Source organism: Mesorhizobium sp. BR115XR7A (assembly GCF_020165315.1).
Classification (GTDB): domain Bacteria; phylum Pseudomonadota; class Alphaproteobacteria; order Rhizobiales; family Rhizobiaceae; genus Mesorhizobium; species Mesorhizobium australicum.
On the sequence record NZ_JAIUHW010000008.1, the window covers coordinates 195,510 to 216,848 of the forward strand.

20 protein-coding genes are annotated in these 21,339 nt (G+C 63.8%); 10 read left to right on the plus strand and 10 right to left on the minus strand.

The features are described from left to right. Positions 1-6: 6 nt before the first annotated feature. Together folD and LB557_RS18675 are read right to left on the minus strand one after the other, a co-directional pair. Positions 7-906, minus strand: a complete 900-nt coding sequence (folD, locus tag LB557_RS18670) for a bifunctional methylenetetrahydrofolate dehydrogenase/methenyltetrahydrofolate cyclohydrolase FolD (protein WP_140876764.1) — start codon at positions 904-906, stop codon at positions 7-9. Positions 907-1,085: 179 nt separating this feature from the next. Further along, positions 1,086-3,674 carry a GumC family protein gene (locus tag LB557_RS18675; protein WP_224643017.1) on the minus strand — a complete coding sequence of 863 codons (2,589 nt, stop codon included), beginning with the start codon at positions 3,672-3,674 and terminating at the stop codon, positions 1,086-1,088. A gap of 200 nt (positions 3,675-3,874) precedes the next feature. On the opposite strand from LB557_RS18675, the gene LB557_RS18680 reads away from it, so the two are divergent. Then, positions 3,875-5,170 (plus strand): lipopolysaccharide biosynthesis protein, encoded by a 1,296-nt coding sequence (locus tag LB557_RS18680; RefSeq protein ID WP_224586087.1) that lies wholly within the window; start codon positions 3,875-3,877, stop codon positions 5,168-5,170. Positions 5,171-5,176: 6 nt separating this feature from the next. Here LB557_RS18680 and LB557_RS18685 read toward each other — a convergent pair whose 3' ends face one another. From LB557_RS18685 to LB557_RS18695, 3 genes are read right to left on the minus strand one after another with little or no spacing between them, the layout of a single operon-like run. Next, complete coding sequence (locus LB557_RS18685) at positions 5,177-6,103, minus strand: DUF6492 family protein (RefSeq protein ID WP_411970557.1); 927 nt, start codon at positions 6,101-6,103, stop codon at positions 5,177-5,179. After that, on the minus strand, positions 6,100-6,906 hold the full coding sequence (locus tag LB557_RS18690; protein WP_224643016.1) for a WecB/TagA/CpsF family glycosyltransferase: 807 nt from the start codon (positions 6,904-6,906) through the stop codon (positions 6,100-6,102). Before LB557_RS18690 ends, LB557_RS18685 begins: the two co-directional genes overlap by 4 nt. After that, a complete protein-coding gene (locus tag LB557_RS18695) occupies positions 6,903-8,075 on the minus strand; it encodes a glycosyltransferase family 4 protein (protein ID WP_224586091.1) in 1,173 nt (390 codons plus the stop codon). The genes LB557_RS18690 and LB557_RS18695 overlap by 4 nt, the downstream gene beginning before the upstream one ends. 171 nt (positions 8,076-8,246) lie before the next feature. Here LB557_RS18695 and LB557_RS18700 point away from each other — a divergent pair, with 171 nt between their 5' ends. Genes LB557_RS18700 through proC form a run of 3 tightly spaced genes read left to right on the plus strand, consistent with a single transcriptional unit; the run spans position 8,247 to position 11,418 of the window. Further along, positions 8,247-9,245 (plus strand): glycosyltransferase family 2 protein, encoded by a 999-nt coding sequence (locus LB557_RS18700; RefSeq protein WP_224531362.1) that lies wholly within the window; start codon positions 8,247-8,249, stop codon positions 9,243-9,245. Continuing rightward, positions 9,214-10,542: an O-antigen ligase family protein gene (locus LB557_RS18705; protein ID WP_224643015.1), complete on the plus strand. Its 1,329-nt coding sequence runs from the start codon at positions 9,214-9,216 to the stop codon at positions 10,540-10,542. Before LB557_RS18700 ends, LB557_RS18705 begins: the two co-directional genes overlap by 32 nt. 60 nt (positions 10,543-10,602) lie before the next feature. Then, positions 10,603-11,418 (plus strand): pyrroline-5-carboxylate reductase, encoded by an 816-nt coding sequence (proC, locus tag LB557_RS18710; RefSeq protein ID WP_224643014.1) that lies wholly within the window; start codon positions 10,603-10,605, stop codon positions 11,416-11,418. A gap of 10 nt (positions 11,419-11,428) precedes the next feature. Here the strand turns inward: proC and LB557_RS18715 are convergent, their stop codons facing one another. From LB557_RS18715 to LB557_RS18725, 3 genes are read right to left on the minus strand one after another with little or no spacing between them, the layout of a single operon-like run. After that, positions 11,429-11,821: a type II toxin-antitoxin system VapC family toxin gene (locus LB557_RS18715; protein WP_015316286.1), complete on the minus strand. Its 393-nt coding sequence runs from the start codon at positions 11,819-11,821 to the stop codon at positions 11,429-11,431. Continuing rightward, entirely contained in the window at positions 11,821-12,063 is a 243-nt protein-coding gene (locus LB557_RS18720; RefSeq protein ID WP_015316285.1) for a type II toxin-antitoxin system VapB family antitoxin, read from the minus strand. Before LB557_RS18720 ends, LB557_RS18715 begins: the two co-directional genes overlap by 1 nt. A 45-nt stretch (positions 12,064-12,108) precedes the next feature. Then, positions 12,109-13,443 carry an NAD(P)H-dependent oxidoreductase gene (locus LB557_RS18725; RefSeq protein ID WP_224643013.1) on the minus strand — a complete coding sequence of 445 codons (1,335 nt, stop codon included), beginning with the start codon at positions 13,441-13,443 and terminating at the stop codon, positions 12,109-12,111. 338 nt (positions 13,444-13,781) lie between these two features. Between LB557_RS18725 and LB557_RS18730 the strand changes: the two genes are divergently transcribed. The 3 genes from LB557_RS18730 (at position 13,782) to LB557_RS18740 (ending at position 16,028) form a co-directional block, all read left to right on the plus strand. Further along, positions 13,782-15,188, plus strand: coding sequence for a PTS galactitol transporter subunit IIC (locus tag LB557_RS18730; protein ID WP_015316283.1), 1,407 nt, complete (start codon positions 13,782-13,784; stop codon positions 15,186-15,188). A gap of 71 nt (positions 15,189-15,259) precedes the next feature. Beyond that, entirely contained in the window at positions 15,260-15,724 is a 465-nt protein-coding gene (locus LB557_RS18735; protein WP_140725834.1) for a PTS sugar transporter subunit IIA, read from the plus strand. A 16-nt stretch (positions 15,725-15,740) separates the two neighbouring features. Then, a complete protein-coding gene (locus LB557_RS18740; protein WP_015316281.1) occupies positions 15,741-16,028 on the plus strand; it encodes a PTS sugar transporter subunit IIB in 288 nt (95 codons plus the stop codon). Positions 16,029-16,049: 21 nt separating this feature from the next. Here the strand turns inward: LB557_RS18740 and LB557_RS18745 are convergent, their stop codons facing one another. Next, positions 16,050-17,444, minus strand: coding sequence for a multicopper oxidase family protein (locus LB557_RS18745; protein WP_224643012.1), 1,395 nt, complete (start codon positions 17,442-17,444; stop codon positions 16,050-16,052). Between the two features lie 173 nt (positions 17,445-17,617). After that, on the minus strand, positions 17,618-18,436 hold the full coding sequence (locus LB557_RS18750) for an alpha/beta fold hydrolase (protein WP_140660775.1): 819 nt from the start codon (positions 18,434-18,436) through the stop codon (positions 17,618-17,620). A gap of 190 nt (positions 18,437-18,626) precedes the next feature. Here LB557_RS18750 and LB557_RS18755 point away from each other — a divergent pair, with 190 nt between their 5' ends. Genes LB557_RS18755 through LB557_RS18765 form a run of 3 tightly spaced genes read left to right on the plus strand, consistent with a single transcriptional unit; the run spans position 18,627 to position 21,334 of the window. Continuing rightward, a complete protein-coding gene (locus tag LB557_RS18755; protein WP_140614674.1) occupies positions 18,627-19,880 on the plus strand; it encodes an ABC transporter substrate-binding protein in 1,254 nt (417 codons plus the stop codon). A 3-nt stretch (positions 19,881-19,883) separates the two neighbouring features. Then, positions 19,884-20,624, plus strand: coding sequence for an ABC transporter ATP-binding protein (locus tag LB557_RS18760; RefSeq protein ID WP_140614675.1), 741 nt, complete (start codon positions 19,884-19,886; stop codon positions 20,622-20,624). After that, complete coding sequence (locus LB557_RS18765; RefSeq protein WP_140614676.1) at positions 20,621-21,334, plus strand: ABC transporter ATP-binding protein; 714 nt, start codon at positions 20,621-20,623, stop codon at positions 21,332-21,334. Before LB557_RS18760 ends, LB557_RS18765 begins: the two co-directional genes overlap by 4 nt. Positions 21,335-21,339 lie beyond the last annotated feature (5 nt).

Below are 21,339 nucleotides of genomic sequence, written 5' to 3' on the forward strand. Positions count from 1 at the left end.
CCGGGCTCAGAAGGAAGGCCGCTTCAATCCGGCCGCCAGGTAGGCCGAAGCTAACGTATTGGCCATCAACATGGCAATGGTCATCGGCCCGACACCGCCGGGCACCGGGGTGATCGCGCCGGCCGCCTTTGCCGCTTCGGCATAGGCGACATCGCCGACGAGACGCGACTTGCCCTCGCCTTTCTCAGGCGCGGGAATGCGGTTGATGCCGACATCGATGACGGTGGCGCCAGGCTTGACCCAGTCACCCCTGATCATTTCTGGCCTGCCGACAGCGGCGACCAGGATGTCGGCCGTGCGGGCAAGCGCCGGCAGGTCCTTGGTGCGGCTATGCGCGATGGTGACGGTGCAGTTGGCGGCAAGCAGCAGATTGGCCATCGGCTTGCCGACGATGTTGGAGCGGCCGACGACAACGGCGTTGAGGCCGGACAGATCCTTGCCGCGCACGCGCTCGATCAAAAGCATCGAGCCGGCGGGCGTGCAGGGAACGAAGGCCGTGTCGAGTTCACCAGTGCCCAGCTTGCCGACATTGATGAAATGGAACCCGTCGACGTCCTTGTGCGGTGCGATCGCCTGGATGATCTTGCCGGCATCGACATGGGCGGGCAGCGGAAGCTGGACCAGGATGCCGTTGATTTCAGGATCGGCGTTGAGTTCGGCGATAAGCTTGAGCAGCGCCTCTTGGGACGTTTCCGCCGGCAGCGTGTGCTGAAGCGAATGAAAGCCGCATTCCTTGGCGGTACGGGATTTGGAGGCGACATAGACCTGGCTCGCCGGATCCTCGCCGACGATGACGACGGCCAGGCCTGGCTTGGCCTGGCCCTTGGCGACCAGCTCGGCGGTCAGCGCCTTGACCGTCCGCACCACGTCTTCGGCAACGCTTTTTCCGTCAATCACTTCGGCCATGCCACCCTCAACATCGTTCCGCCCAACGCCGCTTCGAGAACATAATGCCGCAGCGCAGGCAATCTGCAGCGCGGCATTGTCACGAAAATACAAGCTCGCAATCCCGTCAAAGCGCCTTCCCATGCCGTTTACGCGAAACCGGCACGGTTTTGTTCGGCCTCCGCAGCCTATCTGATGGTTCAGAAGTAGCGGCGGCGGGTGCGGTTTTCCGTGAGTTCGCGGACCGCTTCGCGGAATTCACGCAGGCTGGCGCGAATCTCTTCGACCGATGCTTGTTCGCCACCCTCCTCGACCGGGGTCGGCCTCGCGGGCGGGGCGGCCGGTGGCTGCGCCGGAGCGGGCGGCGGCGGATACGGCATCTGCGCCGCATAAGGTCCCGCTGAGCTTTGCGTGGAGGGATGGCCCGCTTGCGACCAGGGCTGCGCCTGGGGGTAGCCCAACGGCTGTGCATAGGGAGAGGACGGAAACGGGGGAGCCGGGTACGTTGCCTGTTGCGGCATCAGGGGCGAGCGCGAAGGCAAGGTCATCCGCTGCCCATACCCCGCATCGGGGCCCGGCTGGAAGGGTGACTGCGAATAATCCAGGCCGGGCGCCTGCCGAGGCCCGAAACCGGACTCCGGATGGCCAGGAAATAACGGAGCGTTGACAGGCCGTCCGTTGTCGGCGAAGGCGGGCAGGCCGAACCCGCTGGAGATGTCGTCGTCGGCTTCGGCGGACGGCTTGCGGGACATGGCCTTGCGCAGTCTCGACATAAGTGCGCCGATCCTCCCGGAGCTTTCGGCGGGAGCGGCCTCGGTCCGCGTGACCGGCGGCGGTGGTGCGGGCGGCGGCGGCACAGGCGCTGCCGCCATCGGTGGCTCTGGCGGAGGCTCCGCCCGGAATGCCTGCTCCTCGCGAGGCGCTCTCTGGTCACCCAACTTGCGTTCATCCACCTTGCGCTCTCGGCGTGAGCGCGCGCTTGCCGTCTCGCGCAGGCTGTCATAGGTGCCACGCAGAGCGCCGAGGCCAACCCCGGCGGCAAGGCCAAGCAGCAGGCCGGCCAGCGCCACCAAGGCCCGTGAGGGTCCATTTGGCTCGAGTGGAGCCTGGGCGGGAGTGATCACATTGATGTTGGTCGTGTTGATGCCCGTCTGTTCACCAGTCTCCTTGGCGCGCAAGAGATATTGTTCGTAGACGGAACGCTTGGCTGTGGCCTCGCGCTCCAGCTCCCGCAGGGCAACCAGGTCGCTGTTGACCTCGCCGCTTTGGACCTTTGCCTGGGCCAGCCGGGAAGCGAGGTCCTGTTCGAGCTGAACCGCGCGCTTCAAGTCGACCTGCAGCGAAGAGGCGATACGGCGCAGTTCAGCCGCGATGCGCTCGCGCGCGCCGGCGATCTGGGCGTCGAGGGCCTGGAGTTCTGGATGACGCGGTCCCAGCCGGACCGCGGCACGATCGGCCTCCTGCTTCAGCGTTGCATATTGCGAGCGCAGATCGCTCATGGCGTTGGAGTTGATCTCTTCCGGCAACGTGCCGGTCAGAACGGAATTGACGTCCAGCGAACGCGCCGACGCTGCCCGGGCATTGAGTTCCAGCGTGCGGGCGCGGGCGACCGAGAGCTGCTCGTTGAGCTTCAGCATTTGATCGTCGCTGATCAGATGGCCTTGCGCGTCGACCAGGCCATGCGTGGCCCTGAAATCCTCGACCTTGCGCTCGGCCGCCTCGACCCCCTTGCGCAGATCATCGAGCTTGGACGTCAATTCGTTCGTCGCGCGTCCGGCCATGTCGGACTGGTATTTGGCGGCTTCCTGCTGGAAGACGGTCCTCGTCGTATTGGCAATGAGCGCCGACTTGTCGCCGTTCTGGGTCACGGCGCTGACGGAAATGACAAAAGTCTTGCCGCTGCGTTCGACCGACAGGCTCTTGGCCAGATTGCCGACAGCCAGAGCCTGGCGGCGAACCTCATCGACGCCGCCCGGCCCATCGTTGCGCGACACGATCGAGCGGATGAGCGACATGACGCCGAGGCCGCCGGAGCCCTGGCCATTGAATTCCGGATCGTTGACGAGGTTGAGATTCTTGACGACCTGATCGAGAACGGTGCCCGAGGTGAGCATCTTGATCCGGGTTTCGACGACGGCCAGCGCGGCATCGGGCTGGCCTACCGGTTGGGTGAGATCGCGGTCGGAGAGCTTCAGGTCGCCCGGCTCGATGATCAGTTCGGTCGTGGCTTCGTATTTCTTCGGCATCGACAAGGCGATGGCAACGCCAAGTCCAGCGCCCAGTATCGTGGTCGCAACGATCAGCAGCTTCGACCTGGCAACGCCGCGAACGACCAGCATCGGATCGATCAGCGGCTTCCATTGCTGACTGTCGGCCCCGCCATTGGAGGACGGGTCGGCTCCGCCCGTAGCGCGGGACCCGATTGCATCATGGGCGCCACCCGTGCCCGAAGGTCCCTCCGGGGCGGGCCTTGCTTGCGGCATGTCGGGTGGCAAATCGCCAGTGCCGGTTTCCCCCCGCGAACGCCAGGCGCCGTCGGATTCAGACGGCTGCTCCTCGTCCAGGCGAGACCGTTCGGCGTTCTCAGCTGCCGACCGAGGTGGGCTCGCCTTCGTCTCGCGACGGGAACGAGCCAGGCGATGGCGCGTGGCGGCATCCTCGCGCCATGAGGGGTCCGCGCGATCTCCAATCGACACCAGCGAAGCATCGTCCTCGCCACGCACGGCTTCGCCAAGCGCCAGCAAGGAGCGCTCGCGCTTCCAGTCTTCACGGTTTTCCCTGTCGACCATGTCGTGGAGCTTTACTCTTGGCCGCTTGGCAGCGGCGGTCGGCCATTCGTTAAGTCACGCTAAACAGGCATAGGAAACAAAAGGTTAATTTTCGAAAGAGGACGGCAAGAATTCACGCCATGGTTGCAACAATTTTCAACACTACTGAAAGCTTCAGAACGGCGCGTTAAACTTTCCAGCCTATGCATTTTCCTCGACGTATGACTGAGGCCAGCGACATACCGCAAAGGCGGACCTTCGCGCGGATCGGCACCTTGATGGCCGAACGGCGGGGGCTGGTGCGCGACTATTTTTCGGCGATCAGCGGCGCCGGCGGGCGACTGGTGTTTTCACTCGCCTATTTCATCGCGCTCGCCAATACGCTGTCGATCGCAGAGTTCGGCATGTTCGCCACCGCCTCGGCGGCCGGCGTCATGCTGTCGAGGCTTCTCGCCTTCGGTTTCATTTCGGCACTCTACCGCACCGCCACCATCCGCCCCAATCTGATCGGCACGTTCACAGCGGGTTTCCTGCTGCTCGGCGCCGTCTCGCTGCCGCTTTTGGTCCTGGCCTCGTTCGGCGTCTACCTGATCTTCTTTGCCGGCACTGTGCCGCTGTCGGTATTCACGGCCATCGTTTTTGCCGAGGCACTGCTGTGGCGGCCGGTGGAAGTGGCGCTGATCGTCAACAACGGGCTGGGCAAATTCGGCCGTGCAGCCGTGCTGGCGATCCTGGCCACCGCACTGCGGGCGCTTGGCGCGGTGTTGTTCATGGTCTCGCCACAGCATGGCATTTGGATGTGGTCCTGGTTCTACATAGGGGCCAACGCCGCCTCGCTGCTTTTGGCTTTCGGCTGGTTCTATCCACGCCAGCGGCTGCGGCTGCGCATCGAACTCTATCTGCGGCGGCTCGCCGATTCCATCTATGTGGCCGGCGCCGAGGTGTTGTTCTACCTGCAATCGGAATTCGACAAGCTGCTGGTGCTGGCGATCGGCGGCCCGCATTTGGCCGGCATCTATGCCATCATCATGCGGCTCGTCGACCTGACGGCGATCCCCATCCGTACCTTCTCCATGATGCTCGTGCAGCGCATGATGCGCGCGCCGGAGCTGCTGTCGCGCCTTGCGATAAAGAGCGGCATCGAGGGCGGCGTGTTCCTCGTTTCAACGCTGGCGCTGGCAGCGCTTGGCATCGTGCTGCATTTCTTTCCCAACGCGCTCGGCAGGAATGTTTCCGAGGCCTCACCCCTGGTGGCGCTGGCGATCTGTGTGCCTGGACTGCGCAATCTGGTCGAATACCAGGCCGAGCTTCTTTTCGCGCGCGGCCAGACGCTGGTGCGAGCGCTCAATCTCGGCCTGCTCGCCGCCCTCAAGGCGCTGCTGCTGATCTATGTGCTGACCACCATTTCCGAAACATCTGATCTGGTGCTGTCGCTCAACATCGTCTTCCTGCTGCTCTACCTCGCGTCCATGCTGCTGACCTATTCGGCGCTGCGCAGACCGGCCAAGGCAATCTAGGACAAATCAGCGATCAAGCCCGATCAGGCGTCGGATCCGGCCTATATCGGTGCCGATAAAGGACTGCATGCCGATTGCCACCTGCTCTGGCACCATGCTGGCAACGAAGCGGCGGAACTCGTCGTCCGACAGCGCCTCGCCCGTCCAGTGGACGCGGCAGAATTCTTCCGAACCGTGGAAGTGGCCGGCTCCGTCCAGCAGATCGTCGACATAGCGTCCGTAGATCATGCATTCGGAGAATTTGCGCGCCGAGCCGATGACCTCGACCCAGTCGCGGCCATGGACCTTTTCGATCCGGCCGCACATGGCAAGCACCGTGTCGCGGCGCCAGGCGATCAGCGTCGAGATATAATCATGGACCGATCTCCGGGACGAATCGATGCCAAGTGCCGTTCCGGCATTGCGCGACCACAAGCGATGCTCGTCATGGCCGTCATCGGCGAGCACACCATCCCGGCGAAACAAACGCGCCTTGCCATCTCGCCAAAAGGCACCGCAATCGAAGGCCTTCAGGAAAGCGACGTCGGAATCGCAGAAGATCAGCACATCTTCCCCCGCGTGCGCCGATATGGCGATACGGCGCAGCTGCTGCACGTGCCAGCCACGCAGCGGCTGGGTCTTCAGGCTGAGCCAGACGCGGCGGCGAAACAGGCTGAGCGGATCGTCGAAGGCGCGCAGCCAGCGCGGCAGGAGATCCCGCTCATCGACGACCGAACGGCGGCTGGTCTGCAACTGACGGAAAAGCGCAAGGTCGCGATGTTCGACCAGAATGTAGTGGTGCGCGGCACCCGAGACATGCCGGTCAAGCGTTTCGCACAGCAGTCGGCAGCGTTCGAAATCCGGGGCGTAGCTTGCCGTCACAACCGCTGCCGTCGGCGTGTTCGGCAACAGGCGTGGGCCGGCCAGCGGGTCTGGGACGAACCGCATGTTCAACGAAACTCTCCGGGAGCATCTGCGACGGCTTCGGCGCCGCGCGCCCATTTCTGCTTGACGACCCGCCACAGGAACAGGGGGTTGCCGACCACGTAGCGGCGCCAGAGCCGGCCGGGCTCGACCGCCAGACGGAACAGCCATTCCAACCGCAGGCGGCGCATCCACAGCGGTGCGCGCGGCACCGAGCCGCTCAGGAAATCGAGCAGCGCGCCGACCGCGATCGGCAGCGTGCAATGGCGTTCGTCGATGTGACGTTCAATCCACAATTCCTGGCGCGGCACGCCCATCGCGACCAGCAGCATATCAGGCCGTAGCTTTGCGATCCGGTCGATGATCTCCGGCTCCTGCGCGGGGGAGAAATAACCGTCGTGAATGACCACGAAGTTGTGCTGTACGGCAAGCGCCGCCAGCTTCACGGACGCCGCCTCGGCGTTGACACGGGTCGCTCCGAGCAGCCCCACCGTCAGCGGCCTCTTGCAAGCCTGCAGGAAGGCCGGCACGAAATCGGTGCCGTTGAGATTGTCGGGAAACGGCGCGCCGTAGAGAAGCTTCGCGGCGAGATCGACGCCAATGCCGTCCGGCAGGATGAGGAAATCGTCGAGCGCCTCGGCGAACACCGGGTCGGTGTGGGCGATATTGGCATTGTGGGCGTTGAGGAAACTGACCTTGGTGAAGCGCCGCTCGGCGATCAATCGGTTCAGCAAGGCAATCGCATCGTCCCAGCGGATCGCCAGCACCGGGATGCCGAGGATTGCCTTCAGGCTGTCAAAGCCGAACGCGGCGCGGGCGGCGTGCATGTTCATGCAAACACCTCCTCCCGCACGGCGCCGATTTTTTCGAGACCGACACGAACCGCGGCGTCGAGCGCCTTGACCTGCCGGCGATGGAAGGTGCTGCCATCGACATCGTGAATGTCGGCCGCGGCTGCCTCCAGGGCCCGGGCGAAGCCGGCCGGATCGTCGGTGACGACGCAATTGTCGGGGCGATGGTCGATGCCGCGCAGCGACCGGCTGGTGGCGACCGAGGGCAGGCCAAGCTCGAAGGTCTCGATGGTCTTCAGCTGTACGCCGCTGCCCGCGGTGCTGATCAGCGGGATGACGGCCGCGCCGCGCACGAAAGCCCTGGCATCCGCGACACGGCCGACAAACTCGACGCCCGGATGCGCGGAGGTGACGCCGGAAGGCATGTGACCCGCTATGCGGATGCGGAAACCAGGCCGCAGATGCGGCACCACCTTGCCCAGGAACCAGTCGAGGCCGATGCGGTTCGGCTGCCAGGTCCAGGTGCCGATCAGGGCCGCGTCACAGTCGATCGCGCGCCGGCCGTTCCGAACTGGCGCCGTGGCGCCGGTCACCAGCGGCAGCACCGCCGAACGATCATCCGAGGCGACGCCAAGTGCCCCGCGATCCTCCTCGGCCAACGTGAAGACAAAACGCGCGCGGCGGCAGAGGCGCTCTTCGACCAGTTTGAGCAGCCTTGCCTCGCGCCGAAACAGCAGGCGCTGGAAAATGCCGGCGGCGGCAACGGCGTTCTCCCGCGCCGAGAGATGCTCGACATTGTGGGCGACGAAAATCGAAGGCCGGTCTTCGAAGACCCGTTCGAAAGCACCGGCGAACTGCACGGAATTCAGCACATAGCCATCGAACGGACCGGCTCGTTCGAGGGCGGCCTGAACATCGTGGCTGGACACCGCACGCAACTTGACCGACGCGAAGGTCAGGCCTGAAAACATCGCCTTGCCGACCCAGACAAGCTTTTGCAGCGGCGAAGCACTTTCGGTGCGCACGTCGACCGCCCCCAGCACCACGGTATTTTCGGGATCGGCCGCGGCTTTCCCGGGCCAGGTGAAGCCGATGACCGTGACGCGCGCGCCGGCGCGCCGCAGGGCGGCGATAATCGCGGCGTTGGCTATCTCGTAGCCCGAGGCGAGAGCACCGTCGGGCACGATCGATGTGGCGAACAGCAGATGCATCTTACCTATCCTGTGGTGTAGCCGGTAGCAAAGCGCGGTGAACCCTTGATTAAACGAGCACGATCAACGCCCCAAAACCCATGTCTGGCGGGCCTCTCCGTGCAAGGTGATTAACGAAACCTTATCATCGTGGTGCTACCAGAACGCGACTCACGACGCGGCTGGACACGGATGATCCCTTTGCCATTGGACGGTTCGGTATCGATCGCGGGACGATCTCGCCTGCTCGACGTGGAGGCCGTCGAAGCGATCGTCACCTTGCCGACGTTCAAGCGGCCGCAGCAGGTGCTGGAGACACTGGCGTCGCTGCGCGCGCAGCAAACCGACAGGCGCTTTGCCGTCATCGTCATCGAGAACGAGGCCGAGGCGCGGGAGGGCGCCAAGGCGGTACTGCCGCTGTTCGAGCGCGGCGAGATACCGGGCATGGTCATCATCGCGCATGAGCGCGGCAATTGCAGCGCCTACAATGCCGGCTGGCAGACGGCGATCCTGCAGTTCCCGTACTTCAAGCACCTGCTGGTCATCGACGATGACGAGACCGCCGATCCGCAATGGCTGGAGCGGATGTGCCACGCCGCCGAAACGCTCGCCGCCGACATCGTCGGCGGCCCGCAGGTGCCCGTTTTTGCCGATCCTGCCCATGCCAAATGGGCCGAGCATCCCGTCTTCGCACCCCCCTACCGGGAGACGGGACGGGTGCCCGCGCTCTATTCGTCCGGCAATCTTCTGGTCGGGCGCAACGTGCTGACCGCGATGGGGCCGCCCTTCCTCGATCTCAGATTCAATTTCATGGGCGGCGGCGATTCCGACTTTCTCAGCCGGTCGGCGCAACGCGGCTTCGTGCTGGGCTGGTGCGCCGAAGCCAAGGTGCGGGAGACCGTTCCGGCCCGGCGCGTCGAGACCGACTGGATCCGCGCCCGCAGCCTACGCAACGGTGTCATCTCGACACTGGTGGAAAAGAAGAGGCGCGCCGGCATGCCGTTCGCCGGCGCCAAGGTATTCGCCAGGAGCCTGGCGCTGCTTGCCGCCTCGCCGCTTCGCGGCATCATGCGGCTGGCGCGCACGGGATCCCCGGCGGCCGCCATCTACCCCGTCCATGTGGCGCTGGGCCGCGTGCTGGCCGAATTCGGATATGCCAATGAGCAATACCGCCAGCCTGAGAAGAACTGAGCGCGCGCCGCTCAGCGCCGCGTTCACGCGCGGTGGCGTGGCGACCGCGATCGCCGCGCTGCTGTTCACCGTCATCATGGTGTCCTTCCGCCCGTTCCAGCCGGCCGGCGCCGAACTCACCGGCGAAGGGGGCGACATCGTTAATCAACTCGGCTTCGGCTCGCTCGGCGGGATTTCGATCTTCGCGCTGATGGCCTTCGCCGATCCGCGCGTCGTACGCTCGCTGCTCAGCCCGTCCTGGATACTGATGCTGGGCTTCTTCTTCCTGTCGGTGGTGCTGGCGACCGATCCGCCCTCGGCAATGCGCGCGGCGTCCTTCACCATGATCGGCATCCTGACGATGGCGACGATTCTGGCGCTACCCCGCGACGCGGAGTCCTTCTCCAGGGTCATCATCTTCACCGCGGTCGTGGTCATGGGCCTGTCCTATCTCGGCCTGATCGTCTTTCCGCACGAGGCGATGCACACGGCTGACTCGCAGGAGCCCGAACATGCCGGCTTGTGGCGCGGGGTGTTCACCCACAAGAACATCGCCGGCCCGATCATGGCCTGCTTCAGCTTCGCCGGGCTCTATCTCTACCGGCGCGGCCAGCGCTGGTGGGGCGCGGGTCTCTTCTGCGCGGCGATGATCTTCATGCTGCACACCGGCTCCAAGACCACCGCCGGGCTGGTGCCGTTCTCGATCCTGATCGTGATGTTTCCGAGTCTGATGGGCATGCGGCTCGGTACGCCGATCCTGTTCATGCTGGCGATCATCGCCACGGCGGTCGGCACGCTGGGCATCGTCTTCCTGCCGCCGGTGAAGCATCTGGCGGCCATCTACTTCCCCGACCTCACCTATACCGGCCGGACGACACTGTGGGAGTTCGCCGGCTCGATGCTGGCGAAGAAGCCGTGGACCGGCTACGGTTATGAGAGCTTCTGGGGCACGCCGCTGCTGCTCAACCAGGACCAACCCTTCGATCGCCCGTGGGACATCAGGACCATCGTGCACGGCCATGACGGCTATCTCGACATCGCGGTGCTGATGGGCATCCCTGCCCTTTGCGTGGCGGTCTACACCTTCCTCATCGCACCATTGCGCGACTATATGCGCATTCCGCAGCGCAAGGAGAACATCTATCTCGGCGATTTCTTCATGATGGTAGTGCTGTTCACCGCACTCAACGCCTTTCTCGAGAGCTTCTTCTTCCATCGCGGCGATCCGGTCTGGTTGTTCTTCGTGCTCGGCGTGCTGGGCCTCAGGCAAGTGTCGTTGCGGCCGATCGCGGTGCGCACGCCTGTTCAGCGGTCCTGAGAGGGCTTCCCCACCGACCCGCGAGCGTCTATGTCATGGCCTTTCCTCGGAGGGCTCTCGATGACGATCAGGCTTGTTCTCGCCGGTTGCGGCAATATGGGTTACGCCATGCTCTCGGGCTGGCTGAAGTCCGGCAAGCTTGCACCCTCGGCGGTTTTAGTGGTCGAGCCCAATGCCGAGCTGCGCGATCGCGCAGTGGCTCTTGGCTGCGGCTCGGCAGCGGATGCCGGGGCCATTCCGGCGGATGCCGTGCCCGATCTGGTCGTCATCGCGGTGAAACCTCAGGTGATCCGCGACGTCACCGCCGCGTACAAGCGCTTCGGCGATGGACGCACCACTTTCGTCAGCATCGCCGCCGGCACGCCGTCCGCCACCTTCGAGGGCATCCTCGGCAACCGCGCCCCCGTTGTGCGGTGCATGCCCAACACGCCGGCGGCCATCGGCAAGGGCATGATGGTGGTGTTTTCCAATCCCCTGGTTTCCGCCGACGCCAAGCGCTTCGTCGCCGACCTTCTGTCGGCCAGCGGCGAAGTGGCCACTATCGACGACGAGGGTCTTATGGATGCGGTGACCGCCGTGTCCGGATCGGGTCCGGCCTATATCTTCCATTTTATCGAAGCGCTGACGGTGGCCGCAGAGAAGGCCGGCCTGCCGGCGGCGACCGCCAGGCTGCTCGCCATGCAGACCGTCTACGGCGCGGCCTCGCTCGCCGCCGAAAGCCGCGAGGACCCGGCTATGCTGCGCAAGCAGGTGACCAGCCCCAACGGCACAACGGCGGCGGCGCTTGGCGTGCTGATGGGCGATGACCGGTTGACCAATCTCCTTACGCAAGCGGTGGAAGCGGCGCGGCTGCGGTCGATCGAACTAGGGAAATAGAGCAGACTCCCTAGGCCAGATCGGTATGCGAGAAGTCGTTGCCTTTGTAGAGCAGAGCAGAGCCGCGGCCCTTTGCGCAAGCATAGGACAGGCAATCGGCCAGGTTGAGTTGGGCGGGATGCCCGCGTCCTTTTCCATAGTCTGAAAAAGCTTGGACCGCGAGCTTGGCGTCGCCGGCGTCGATGGGAACGATTTCGATTTCGGCCTCGCGCAGAAAAGCCTCTATCGCCACTTCAGCGACGAGCGGCTCGACCGCCAGCATAGTTGAAAGCCGCATAGCCGCTTCGAGCACCACCAGCGCGGAAGTAATCCTGCGAGGTGCTACCGCGATGCGGTTGCTCCACTCGCCAGCATCTCCTTCTCCCGAAAGAATTGCGACGACCACCGAGGTGTCGACAAACATCAGGAGTGGCCCCACATCTCATCGATCTCATCCTTGTGTACGGGCCGGCCGCCCTGGCCAGCTCTGGCTTTGAGTTCATCGGCGATGGCAGCCAGCCGCTGCGCCAACGGAGCGCGTCCACTTTCCCGTTTCAGTTCGGACTCAAGAGCTTCGATCACCGCCTCGGTCATCGAAATCTTGCGTTTGGCGGCGAGCCGCTGTGCCAGTTCACGTGCACGCGGGTCCCTGATCTGGAGGTTCATTGGTCGATCCTTGGCGTCATCTGCCATTACAATATAGCGCATCTGTCATGACAGCGCCACAACGGGCTTGTTTCCGTACAGCATCTCGTCCTGCAGGCGGCGCAGCGCGAACAGACTGGTCGTCCGGTCTGGCGCTGCATTGTCGGTGGTCAGCAGTGCACCTTTCCTGACCGGCTTCAGCACCTTGCCGCCCTCAAGCAGGCCGACCGGCACGGCGCGCTGGGAACGCGCGTCGCCGACGGTCATGGTCCAGGAGCGATAGCAGATCTCGCCGATCGCATCGAAGGTCTCGCCGGCGGCGAGATCGCGCTTGGCGACGGCGCAGACCTCGGCAACCGGCCGCGGCAGCGGCACCATGTCGGGCTTGCCGAACAGCACGATGCGAGCGGCCGTCAGCGGCACTTCCAGTGAGGTCAGATGGTAGGGCCGGAACAGGCTGTAATAGGGACCGCGGCCGATATGCAGGTCGTCCATGCGTTCGATGATGCGCGGATGCGTCGCCTCGACGATGACGAAGACACCGGGCGCCACACCCTTGCCGATAGTGTAGTCGACGACGCCTTTTTTCAGCAGGAGGCCACCATCCTCGCGCGGGATCAGCACCTTGACGAGGTCATCGCGGTCGGCCTTGGGACCATGCATGCCGGGCACGTCAGGCACCAGCCCGGTGGCGTTGGCGATGGCGCACATCTCGACCATGGTCTTGGAGCCGTCGACGAACTCGACCAGCATGCGCGGGTTCATGTTGCGGCGGGTCGCTTCCTCGCGATAGTCGTCAGGCACGGCATCGTGGTTGAGCGGGTTGTTCTTGCCCTTGCCAGCCGAGACGATGGTAAGGCCGAGTGCGGACGCGAACTCGATCAGTTCCATGCAGCTCGACGGCTCGTCGCCGGCGCCGACCGAATAAACCACGCCAAGCCGGTCGGCCTGCTGCTTGAGGTAACAGCCGATAGTGACGTCGGCCTCGACATTCATCATCACCAGGTGCTTGCCGTGCTCCATCGCCATCAGGTCGAAATCGGCGGCGACGCCCGGCTTGCCGGTGGCGTCGATGACGACATCGATCAGTGGGTTGGTGACCAGCATCTCGTTCGAGGTGATGGCTATTTTTCCAACCTCGATCGCCGCGGTGACTTTCGACGCGGTGTCGGCTTCGACCGCCATCGCCTCGTCACCGTAGGCGATGCGGATGGCGTCACGCGCGGTGTGCGGGCGCCGGGTCGAGACGGCGCAAACCGCAACGCCGGGCATCAGCATGCCTTGCGTGACGAGGTCAGTGCCCATTTCGCCGGAGCCGATGATGCCGATGCGCACCGGGCGGCCCTCGGCGGCACGTCTGGCGAGATCGCGGGCAAGCCCGGTCAAGGCGACATTGGTCATGCGGGATGTCCACAGCTTCTTGGTCTGGACGCGAATTAGCAGGGACCATTCCCCTGTGCCAACAAAACCGCTCGCGACCGGCGATTTCCAACGAAAATGACCCGTGACAAGCGTCGTCGCCTTGGCCGATTGGCCCAAAGGCTTGCCAATTGACATTGTCGCGAACAGTCTCAATAAAACATTCGTTTGCCAACAAAGGCAAATGTTCATCGAGACAACCGCTCGGAGGGGCACTCGTCTCGCGGCATCTGGGGAGTGCCTTTGCGCTAAGGTGGCGGCAGAGGCTGAGAGAAAGGAGCACCGCGAAGCTTTAGGCTCGGGGCTCCAGGGGAGGAAGAATGGATACTCTACTCGCTGGCCTCAAGGGGGCCATCGACACGCTCGGCGCGACAATCCTGCTGCCGATCGTCATTTTCATCATTGCCGTGGTTTTGGGCGCCAAGGTCAGCAAGGCCTTTCGCGCCGCCGTCACCATCGGGGTCGCCTTCATCGGTATCAACCTTGTGCTTGGCCTGATGTTCACGTCGATCGGCGACGTCGCCAAGGCCATCGTCACCAACACCGGCATTCATCGCGACATCATCGACGTCGGCTGGCCCTCGGCGGCCGCCATCGCCTTTGGCTCCTCGGTCGGGCTTTGGGTCATCCCGGTCGGCATCCTGGTCAACATCGTGCTGTTGCTGACGCGCATGACGCGCACGCTCAATGTCGACGTCTGGAATTTCTGGCATTTCGCCTTCGTCGGCTCGCTCGTCGTCGCCGCCACCGACAATCTGGCCTACGGCATTGCCATCGCGGCCCTGGTTGCGGCGCTGTCGCTGCTGTTCGCCGATTGGTCGGCGCGCGCGGTGCAGCAATTCTACGGCGTTCCCGGCATTTCGGTGCCGCATCTCGCCTCGGCGCAAATCCTGCCGATCGCCATCATCCTGAACTGGATCATGGACCGCATTCCCGGCATCAACCGCATCAACATCAACACCGAAACCATCGAGCGCCGCTTCGGCGTGTTCGGCGAACCGGTCGTGCTCGGCCTGATCATCGGCCTCGTGCTCGGCGCCATCGCCTTCTACAATGCCGGCGATCCCGGCACGGTGCTGGCCAAGGTGCTGGGCACCGGAATGACACTTGCCGCGGTTATGCTGCTGCTGCCGCGCATGGTGAAGATCCTGATGGAGGGCCTGATCCCGGTTTCCGACGCGGCGCAGGAGTTCGTGCGCAAGCGCACCGGCGATCGCGAGCTTCTCGTCGGCCTCGATTCGGCGATCCTGATCGGCCATCCCGCCGCGATCTCGTCGTCGCTGATCCTGGTGCCGATCGCGATCATCCTGTCGGTGATCCTGCCGGGCAACCGCGTCATCCTGTTCGCCGATCTGGCGGTCATCCCGTTCATCGTCGCCATGACCGCGCCGCTGGTCAAGGGCAATGTGTTCCGCATGGTGGTGATCGGCACGGTGACCTTGGCGATCGGCTTCTATGTCGCCAACGCCCTGGCGCCGCTGTTCACCAGTGCGGCCGTCGCGTCGGGCTTCAAACTGCCGGCGGATGCTTTGCAGATCACCTCGGTGGTCGACGGCTTCCTGTGGGTACCCTATGTGATCATCGAGGCGATCCAGGGACTTGGGCTGATCGGCATCATCGTGATCGCCGTGGTCATAGCGGCGCTGTTCGTGCTCTATCGCCGCAATCCGCTCGGCTGGGAACGGGCGGCGGGCGCCGAGGACGAGCCGGCCGAAGGCACGGCCTGAACGCAAGCGTGCCTTCATCTGAAACGATCGTGCGCCTTCGCCGGGCGCACGATTTATCGACGGAGCAAGACATGTCCGACGCCCTCATGCAGCTTCTGGATCCCGAAGCGATCGTGCTCGGGTCGGACGCGTCGACCAATGAGGAGATCATCCGCGTCCTGGCGGGACGGCTCGAGGCCCTTGGCTATGTCAAGAGCTCCTATGCCGACGCGGTCGTTCGCCGCGAAATGACCATCCCGACAGGATTGCCGCTGGAACGCGCCGACAATGTCGCGGTGCCCCACACTGATCCCGAGCATGTGCTGAAGCCCGGCATCGCAATGGGCACGCTGAGAAAGCCGGTGATCTTCGCCAATATGGAAGACCCCGACGAGAAGCTGCCGGTGGGTTTCGTCTTCCTGCTTGCGATCAATGACAAGGACAAGCAGATTGAAGCGCTGCAGTCCGTCATGGCAACGATCCAGAATCCAGATGCATTGGACGGCTTGAGGTCGGCCAGGACGCTTGACGACGTGCGCACCGTGCTCGGCTGCTAATCAAAGGAAAGCAAAGATGGCCAGACAGAAGACAATTCTCTTTGCCTGCGGCACCGGCATCGCCACCTCGACGGCGGTCAACGTCGCCGTTACCGAGGCGATGAAGATGCGCGGCCTTACCTTCAACGCGCAGCAGGCCAAGGCAACCGAAGTGCCGGGGCTCGCCGATAGCGTCGACTTCATCGTCGCCACCACGCCGATCTCGGCTTCGGTGACCAAGCCGGTCATCAAGGGCCTCGCCTTCCTCACCGGCATCGGCAAGGACAAGGTGCTCGACGAGATCGAGGCGCAACTGCGCAAGTAGGCGGCTTTCGGTGGGCTTGGCTCAGACCACTCTGACGTAACTCGTCATGCCCGATTTCTGGTGCTCGATGATGTGGCAATGCAGCAGCCAGTCGCCGGGATTGTCGGCGACGAAGCCAAGGCTCACCTTCTCGTTGGGCTGGATGAGATAGGTGTCTGAAATCAACGGCCGCACCGGCCGCGTCGAGGATGACAAAACCTTAAAGCTCATGCCGTGCAAATGCATCGGATGCGATTGCGGCGTCAGGTTCTCCATGTCGATGACATAGCTCCTGCCGAGCTTCAGCTCGGCGAGCGGCGCGGTTGGATCGGGCGTATCGCCCGGCCATGGCACCTTGTTGATTGCCCAGAAACTGTAGCCGAGAGAACCGCAGATGCTGTCGCTCGGGACGTTCTCCGCCGTGGCGCTGAGCGACAGGGAGATATGCTGGGCCGAGCCGAGATCCACTTCCGCCACCGGATTCACTTCCAGCGGCGCAACGTCGCGAACGTCCCGCTTGAGCGAGTTGCCCGTCGCGCGCAGCGTCGCCAGCACCTTGGGCTTGGTGCCCCTGACGTCCCGCAGGCTGACGATCGCGCCCTCATCGTCGGGCATGCGGATGGCGAGTTCCATGCGCTGCCCCGGTCCAAGCAGCAAGGCATCGGGCGCAAAGCGCTCCGGCACCGGATTGCCGTCCAGCGCCATCACCATCGCTTCGGCGCCGTCGACGCGAAAGGCATAGATGCGGGTGACATCGGTAATGGCGATGCGCAGCCGCACCAGCCCGCCGGCAGGCGCGTCGTATTGCGGCTGATCGAGCCAGTTGGCCGTACGCACCGTGCCGTAGGTGCCGGTTCTCGCCGCATCGCGCGGCCGGAACTGGTCGATGAACTGGCCGTCGTCGCCAAGGCGCCAGTCGCGCAGGTTGAGGACAAACTCGGCGTCGAATTTCGGATCGTTCGGGTTTTCAACCACGATCACGCCGGTCAGGCCGTGCCCCATCTGCTCCAGCGTGTTGCAGTGCGGGTGATACCAGAAGGTGCCGGCATCGGGCGGCGTGAAGGCATAGTCGAAATGATCGCCGGTGTAGACGTAAGGCTGCACCAGGAAGGGCACGCCATCCATCTTGTTCGGCAGGCGAATACCGTGCCAGTGGATGGTCGTCGGATCGTCGATGGCATTGTCGAGGCGCGCGGCAAAGGGTTCGCCTTTTTTCATCCTGAGCACCGGCGGCATTCCCGCTTTGCCGTAAGTCAGCACATTGTTGGTCTGGCCGACATCCATCAGCTTCGCCTGGATTTTCGCCGTCCGCAGCACCACCGGCTCAGGCGCGGACGCCGCCCAGCCGCCAATCCTGCCCATGGCGGCAAGCCCGAGCCCGCTCGCACCGGCAACGGCGGCAGTTTTCAGCAGTCCGCGGCGTGTAAATACGGTCATGTCGCACTCCAACGGAAAAGCTGACTGCTCTTCGCAACTTTGCCGTCATAGCCGGACACGCATGCCTTGCCAACGGCCCGGTCGCGGCCGCCCTCCTCCTGTCAGTGCAATGAGGCCAGCAGAGCTGGACCCATTCCGGTCGATGGCGGCTGGTCGGTGGCCTTGCGGCGACTCTATGCCTGATCCACGCTTTCCAGGAAGCGGGCGAAGATCGGGTTGAAGCGGTCGGGAGAATCCCAGAACGGCGCATGGCCCGATTTGTCGAGCAGATGCGCCTTGCCTTCCCACAGGTTAGAGAACTTGACCGCTGAGACAAAATCGGTGTTCACGAAAGGCTCGTCGATGCCATTGAGAACGGCGATCGGAGGCGTCTTGCCGGCGACGATCTCGCGCTGGTTGCGGCCTGTGCCGGCGGCGAATTTCTCGAACATCAGGCGCCGCGCCCGCCCGTCGGTGCGCGCCACCGTGTCGAGGAGGAACGGTTCGAACGGTTCCCCGCAAGTGCTGCGCGCATAGGCCTCGACATCAGCGGCGGTGAAGGCCTCTTGTCCGGCAAGGTGCATATGCGGACTCGACTTGAAGCCGTTGCCGACCTCCTCGGGCGCTACCGGCGGAGTGCCCGATATCATCAGGCCAAGCAGGCCAGGATAACGGTCGATCATCTCCAGCCCGATATGACCGCCGAGCGACCAGCCGAAGACGATGCCCTTGTCGATACCGAGCAGGCCGAGCACTTCGGTCATCGCATCGGCATAGCCTTCCATACTGTAGGAGCGGTCCGGATCGATCGCATTGCCGGAAGCGCCGTGGCCCGGCAGATCGGGGGCGATCATGTGGTAGCGCTCGCCCAGCGGGCTCTCGAGCTGGTTGCGGAAAACGGCACCGGAAGACGAATTGCCATGAATCAGCAGGACGGCGGTGCCTTTGCCGCCGGTCTCGCGAACGGCGATCCTGCCGTGACTGGTTTCAAGGGTCTTCTGCGCGATCGTCATCTTTGGCTCCGTCTGGAATCGCTCTGTTTCGAAGCAGTTGCACAACAAAGCGCCGCCGCCTCCCCTAGCCCTGCCATAACATTTTCCCGGTCTCGTGCCGTTGAAAAATCCTTTTCAAATAACATCAATTGTGCGTAGATTGTCAATTATCCAACTCCCGATGAACGGGAGGAGAACAGGGAACGGCACGATGAAATCCAAATTCGCAGGCAACAGACTCCGCCATATGCTGATGACCACGGCCCTGATCGCGGCGTTTGCCACGGCAAGCGCCCCCGCTTTCGCCGATGTCGTCAAGATCGGCCTGCTGGCGCCGATCACGGGCCCTGCCGCGGCGGACGGCCAGGAATTCCAGCGCGGCGTGCAGATGGCAATCGATGAGGCGAATGCCGCCGGCGGCGTTGCCGGTAACACATTCGAACTGGTGGTCGGCGACGTCAAGGATCAGTCCGCCGGCAACGTCACCAGCGCGGTCGAGCGCCTGCTTGGCGATCCCGGCGTGCAATTCATGCTCACCGGCTACGCCAGCCTGACGAATTTCGAGATCGACAACATGGCCGAGGCCGAGATGCCCTACATGCTGGCGGCCACCTCGCAGCAGACCAGGGACATCATCGCGCCGAGTCCAGACAAGTACATGTGCTGTTGGTCGCTAACGCCGTCCTTCGACGCCTACAACACCGACGTCACCTTGTTCGTCGAGAAACTCGCGGCCGACGGCAAGATCACCTTGCCGACCAAGAAGGTCGCCATCATCTCCTCCGACAACGCCTATTCGAAGACCATCTCGGAGGGCATGAAGAAGACTTTCAAGGAGAAGGGCTGGACTATCAGCGTCGATGAGATCGTGCCCTTCGGCGAAGTCACCGACTGGCGTTCGATCCTGGCCAAGGTGCGCGAGAATGTTCCCGATGTCGTCATCAACACCGATTATCTGCCGGGCAATTCGGCGTCTTTCCTGAACCAGTTCCTCGAACAGCCGACCAAGAGCCTTGTCTTCCTGCAATATGCGCCGAGTGTTCCGGAATTCGTCGAACTCACCGGCAAGAAGTCGAATGGCGTCATCTACAATCTCCTCGGCGGGGCGCTGACGACGCCGAAGAACCCGCGCGCCGATGAGGTGGCGGCCAAGTTCAAGGCCAAATATGGCGTCGAGAGCGGCACCTATGGCGTCGGCCTCTATGAAATGACCAACGTCTATTTCGACGCGGTCAAGAAAGTCGGCGGCGCATCCGACCACGCCGCGATCATGAAGGCGCTGTCGGAGACCGACAAGCAGGTCGCCGAGGGCCGGCTGAAATTCGATTCCGCCACGCATCTCGCCACGCAGGGCGACGACTATATCCCGATCACCTTCTTTCAGATCTGGGACGGCCAGCGCACGCTGATCTCGCCGGAAAAATACGCCACCGGTGCCTTCAAGCCGCAGCCCTGGATGCAGTGAGGCATGGCCCTGCTTGAACTGGACGACGTATCGAAGGCCTTCGGTTCGCTGAAGGCCGTCGATGGCGTGTCGTTCAAGGTCGAGGCCGGCGAGATCTTTGGCATCGCCGGCCCGAACGGCAGCGGCAAGAGCACGCTGTTCAACATCATCACCGGCATCCCGTTCGGGCCGGACAGAGGCCACATCCGCTTTGACGGGACCGCGATCAACGGCAAGTCTGGACATGCCATCGCGCGCCTCGGCCTTGCCCGCACCTTTCAGCGCGAAACCAGCTTCGACGGCCTGACCGTATTCGAGAACGCGCTGATCGGCGCCAGCTACGGCAGAAAGGAGAAAGCTGCAGCGGCAGCCGCCCGCGAGGCGGCCGCAGAGGCACTGGAGTTTGTCGGCTTGGGTTCAGTGTCCTTCGGGCGGCTGGCCGGCGAGCTTTCCGTCTTCGAGCGCAAATGCCTGATGCTTGCCACCGCGATCGCCATGCAGCCACGTATGCTGTTGCTCGACGAACCGGCATCGAGCTTGACCAAGCCCGAGATCGAGACGTCGATCGGTTTGATCCGCCGCACCGCCGAACGCGGCATCACCATCCTCCTGATCGAGCATGTGCTGACCTTCCTGATGAGCCTGTCGCAGCATCTGCTGGTGCTTAACAATGGCCGCGTGCTCGCCGCTGGCGAGCCGGCAAGCGTGATCGCCGACCAGCGCGTCATCGAGGCCTATCTCGGAACCAGGAGGGCGGTGGCGTGATTCCCATCCTCACCGTCGAAGGCGTCACCGCCGGCTATGGCCGCGTCACCGTGCTGCACGACATTTCGCTGGAAGCTGGCCGCTTCGGCAATGTCGGCCTGTTCGGACCCAACGGTCATGGCAAGACGACCCTGTTGCGCACCGTCTCCGGCCTGCTCCGGCCGAAGAACGGCCGCATCCAGTTCGACGGGCAAGACATAGCAGGCCTCAGCGCCCGCGCCATCGTCGGCGCCGGCCTGATCCACGTGCCGCAAGGCAACCGGCTGTTTCCCGACCTCTCCATCGCCGACTGCATGGCGCTGGGCGCCTATTCGCCGCGCGCCCGTCCGCATGAGGCGGAGAACCGCGAGAAGGTGATCAAACTGTTCCCGAAACTGGCGGAACGCTGGCGCCAGCGCGTGCGCACGCTGTCGGGCGGCGAGCGCCAGATGGTGTCGATCGGCACGGCGCTGATGAGCCATCCGCGCCTCCTGATCCTCGACGAGCCGACGCTTGGGCTGGCCCCCAAGATCAAGGACGAACTCTGCGCCTCCGTCATGGACATTTCGCGCGGCGGGGTGCCGCTGATCGTCGTCGAGCAGGATATCGAGTTCCTGCTGGAACTGACGCAGCAACTCTACCTCGTCAACCACGGCGCGGTGGCGACCGAGATCAAGCCGGGCGAGAGCCTCGACCACGGCGAGATCATGTCGATGTATTTTGGCCACTAGGAACT

Coding starts and splice junctions, on each gene's coding strand:
- folD (WP_140876764.1), bottom strand. CDS start 906: ATGGCCGAAGTGATTGACGGAAAAAGCGTTGCCGAAGACGTGGTGCGG.
- LB557_RS18675 (WP_224643017.1), bottom strand. CDS start 3,674: ATGGTCGACAGGGAAAACCGTGAAGACTGGAAGCGCGAGCGCTCCTTG.
- LB557_RS18680 (WP_224586087.1), top strand. CDS start 3,875: ATGACTGAGGCCAGCGACATACCGCAAAGGCGGACCTTCGCGCGGATC.
- LB557_RS18690 (WP_224643016.1), bottom strand. CDS start 6,906: ATGAACATGCACGCCGCCCGCGCCGCGTTCGGCTTTGACAGCCTGAAG.
- LB557_RS18695 (WP_224586091.1), bottom strand. CDS start 8,075: ATGCATCTGCTGTTCGCCACATCGATCGTGCCCGACGGTGCTCTCGCC.
- LB557_RS18700 (WP_224531362.1), top strand. CDS start 8,247: ATGATCCCTTTGCCATTGGACGGTTCGGTATCGATCGCGGGACGATCT.
- LB557_RS18705 (WP_224643015.1), top strand. CDS start 9,214: ATGAGCAATACCGCCAGCCTGAGAAGAACTGAGCGCGCGCCGCTCAGC.
- proC (WP_224643014.1), top strand. CDS start 10,603: ATGACGATCAGGCTTGTTCTCGCCGGTTGCGGCAATATGGGTTACGCC.
- LB557_RS18715 (WP_015316286.1), bottom strand. CDS start 11,821: ATGTTTGTCGACACCTCGGTGGTCGTCGCAATTCTTTCGGGAGAAGGA.
- LB557_RS18720 (WP_015316285.1), bottom strand. CDS start 12,063: ATGAACCTCCAGATCAGGGACCCGCGTGCACGTGAACTGGCACAGCGG.
- LB557_RS18725 (WP_224643013.1), bottom strand. CDS start 13,443: ATGACCAATGTCGCCTTGACCGGGCTTGCCCGCGATCTCGCCAGACGT.
- LB557_RS18730 (WP_015316283.1), top strand. CDS start 13,782: ATGGATACTCTACTCGCTGGCCTCAAGGGGGCCATCGACACGCTCGGC.
- LB557_RS18735 (WP_140725834.1), top strand. CDS start 15,260: ATGTCCGACGCCCTCATGCAGCTTCTGGATCCCGAAGCGATCGTGCTC.
- LB557_RS18740 (WP_015316281.1), top strand. CDS start 15,741: ATGGCCAGACAGAAGACAATTCTCTTTGCCTGCGGCACCGGCATCGCC.
- LB557_RS18745 (WP_224643012.1), bottom strand. CDS start 17,444: ATGACCGTATTTACACGCCGCGGACTGCTGAAAACTGCCGCCGTTGCC.
- LB557_RS18750 (WP_140660775.1), bottom strand. CDS start 18,436: ATGACGATCGCGCAGAAGACCCTTGAAACCAGTCACGGCAGGATCGCC.
- LB557_RS18755 (WP_140614674.1), top strand. CDS start 18,627: ATGAAATCCAAATTCGCAGGCAACAGACTCCGCCATATGCTGATGACC.
- LB557_RS18760 (WP_140614675.1), top strand. CDS start 19,884: ATGGCCCTGCTTGAACTGGACGACGTATCGAAGGCCTTCGGTTCGCTG.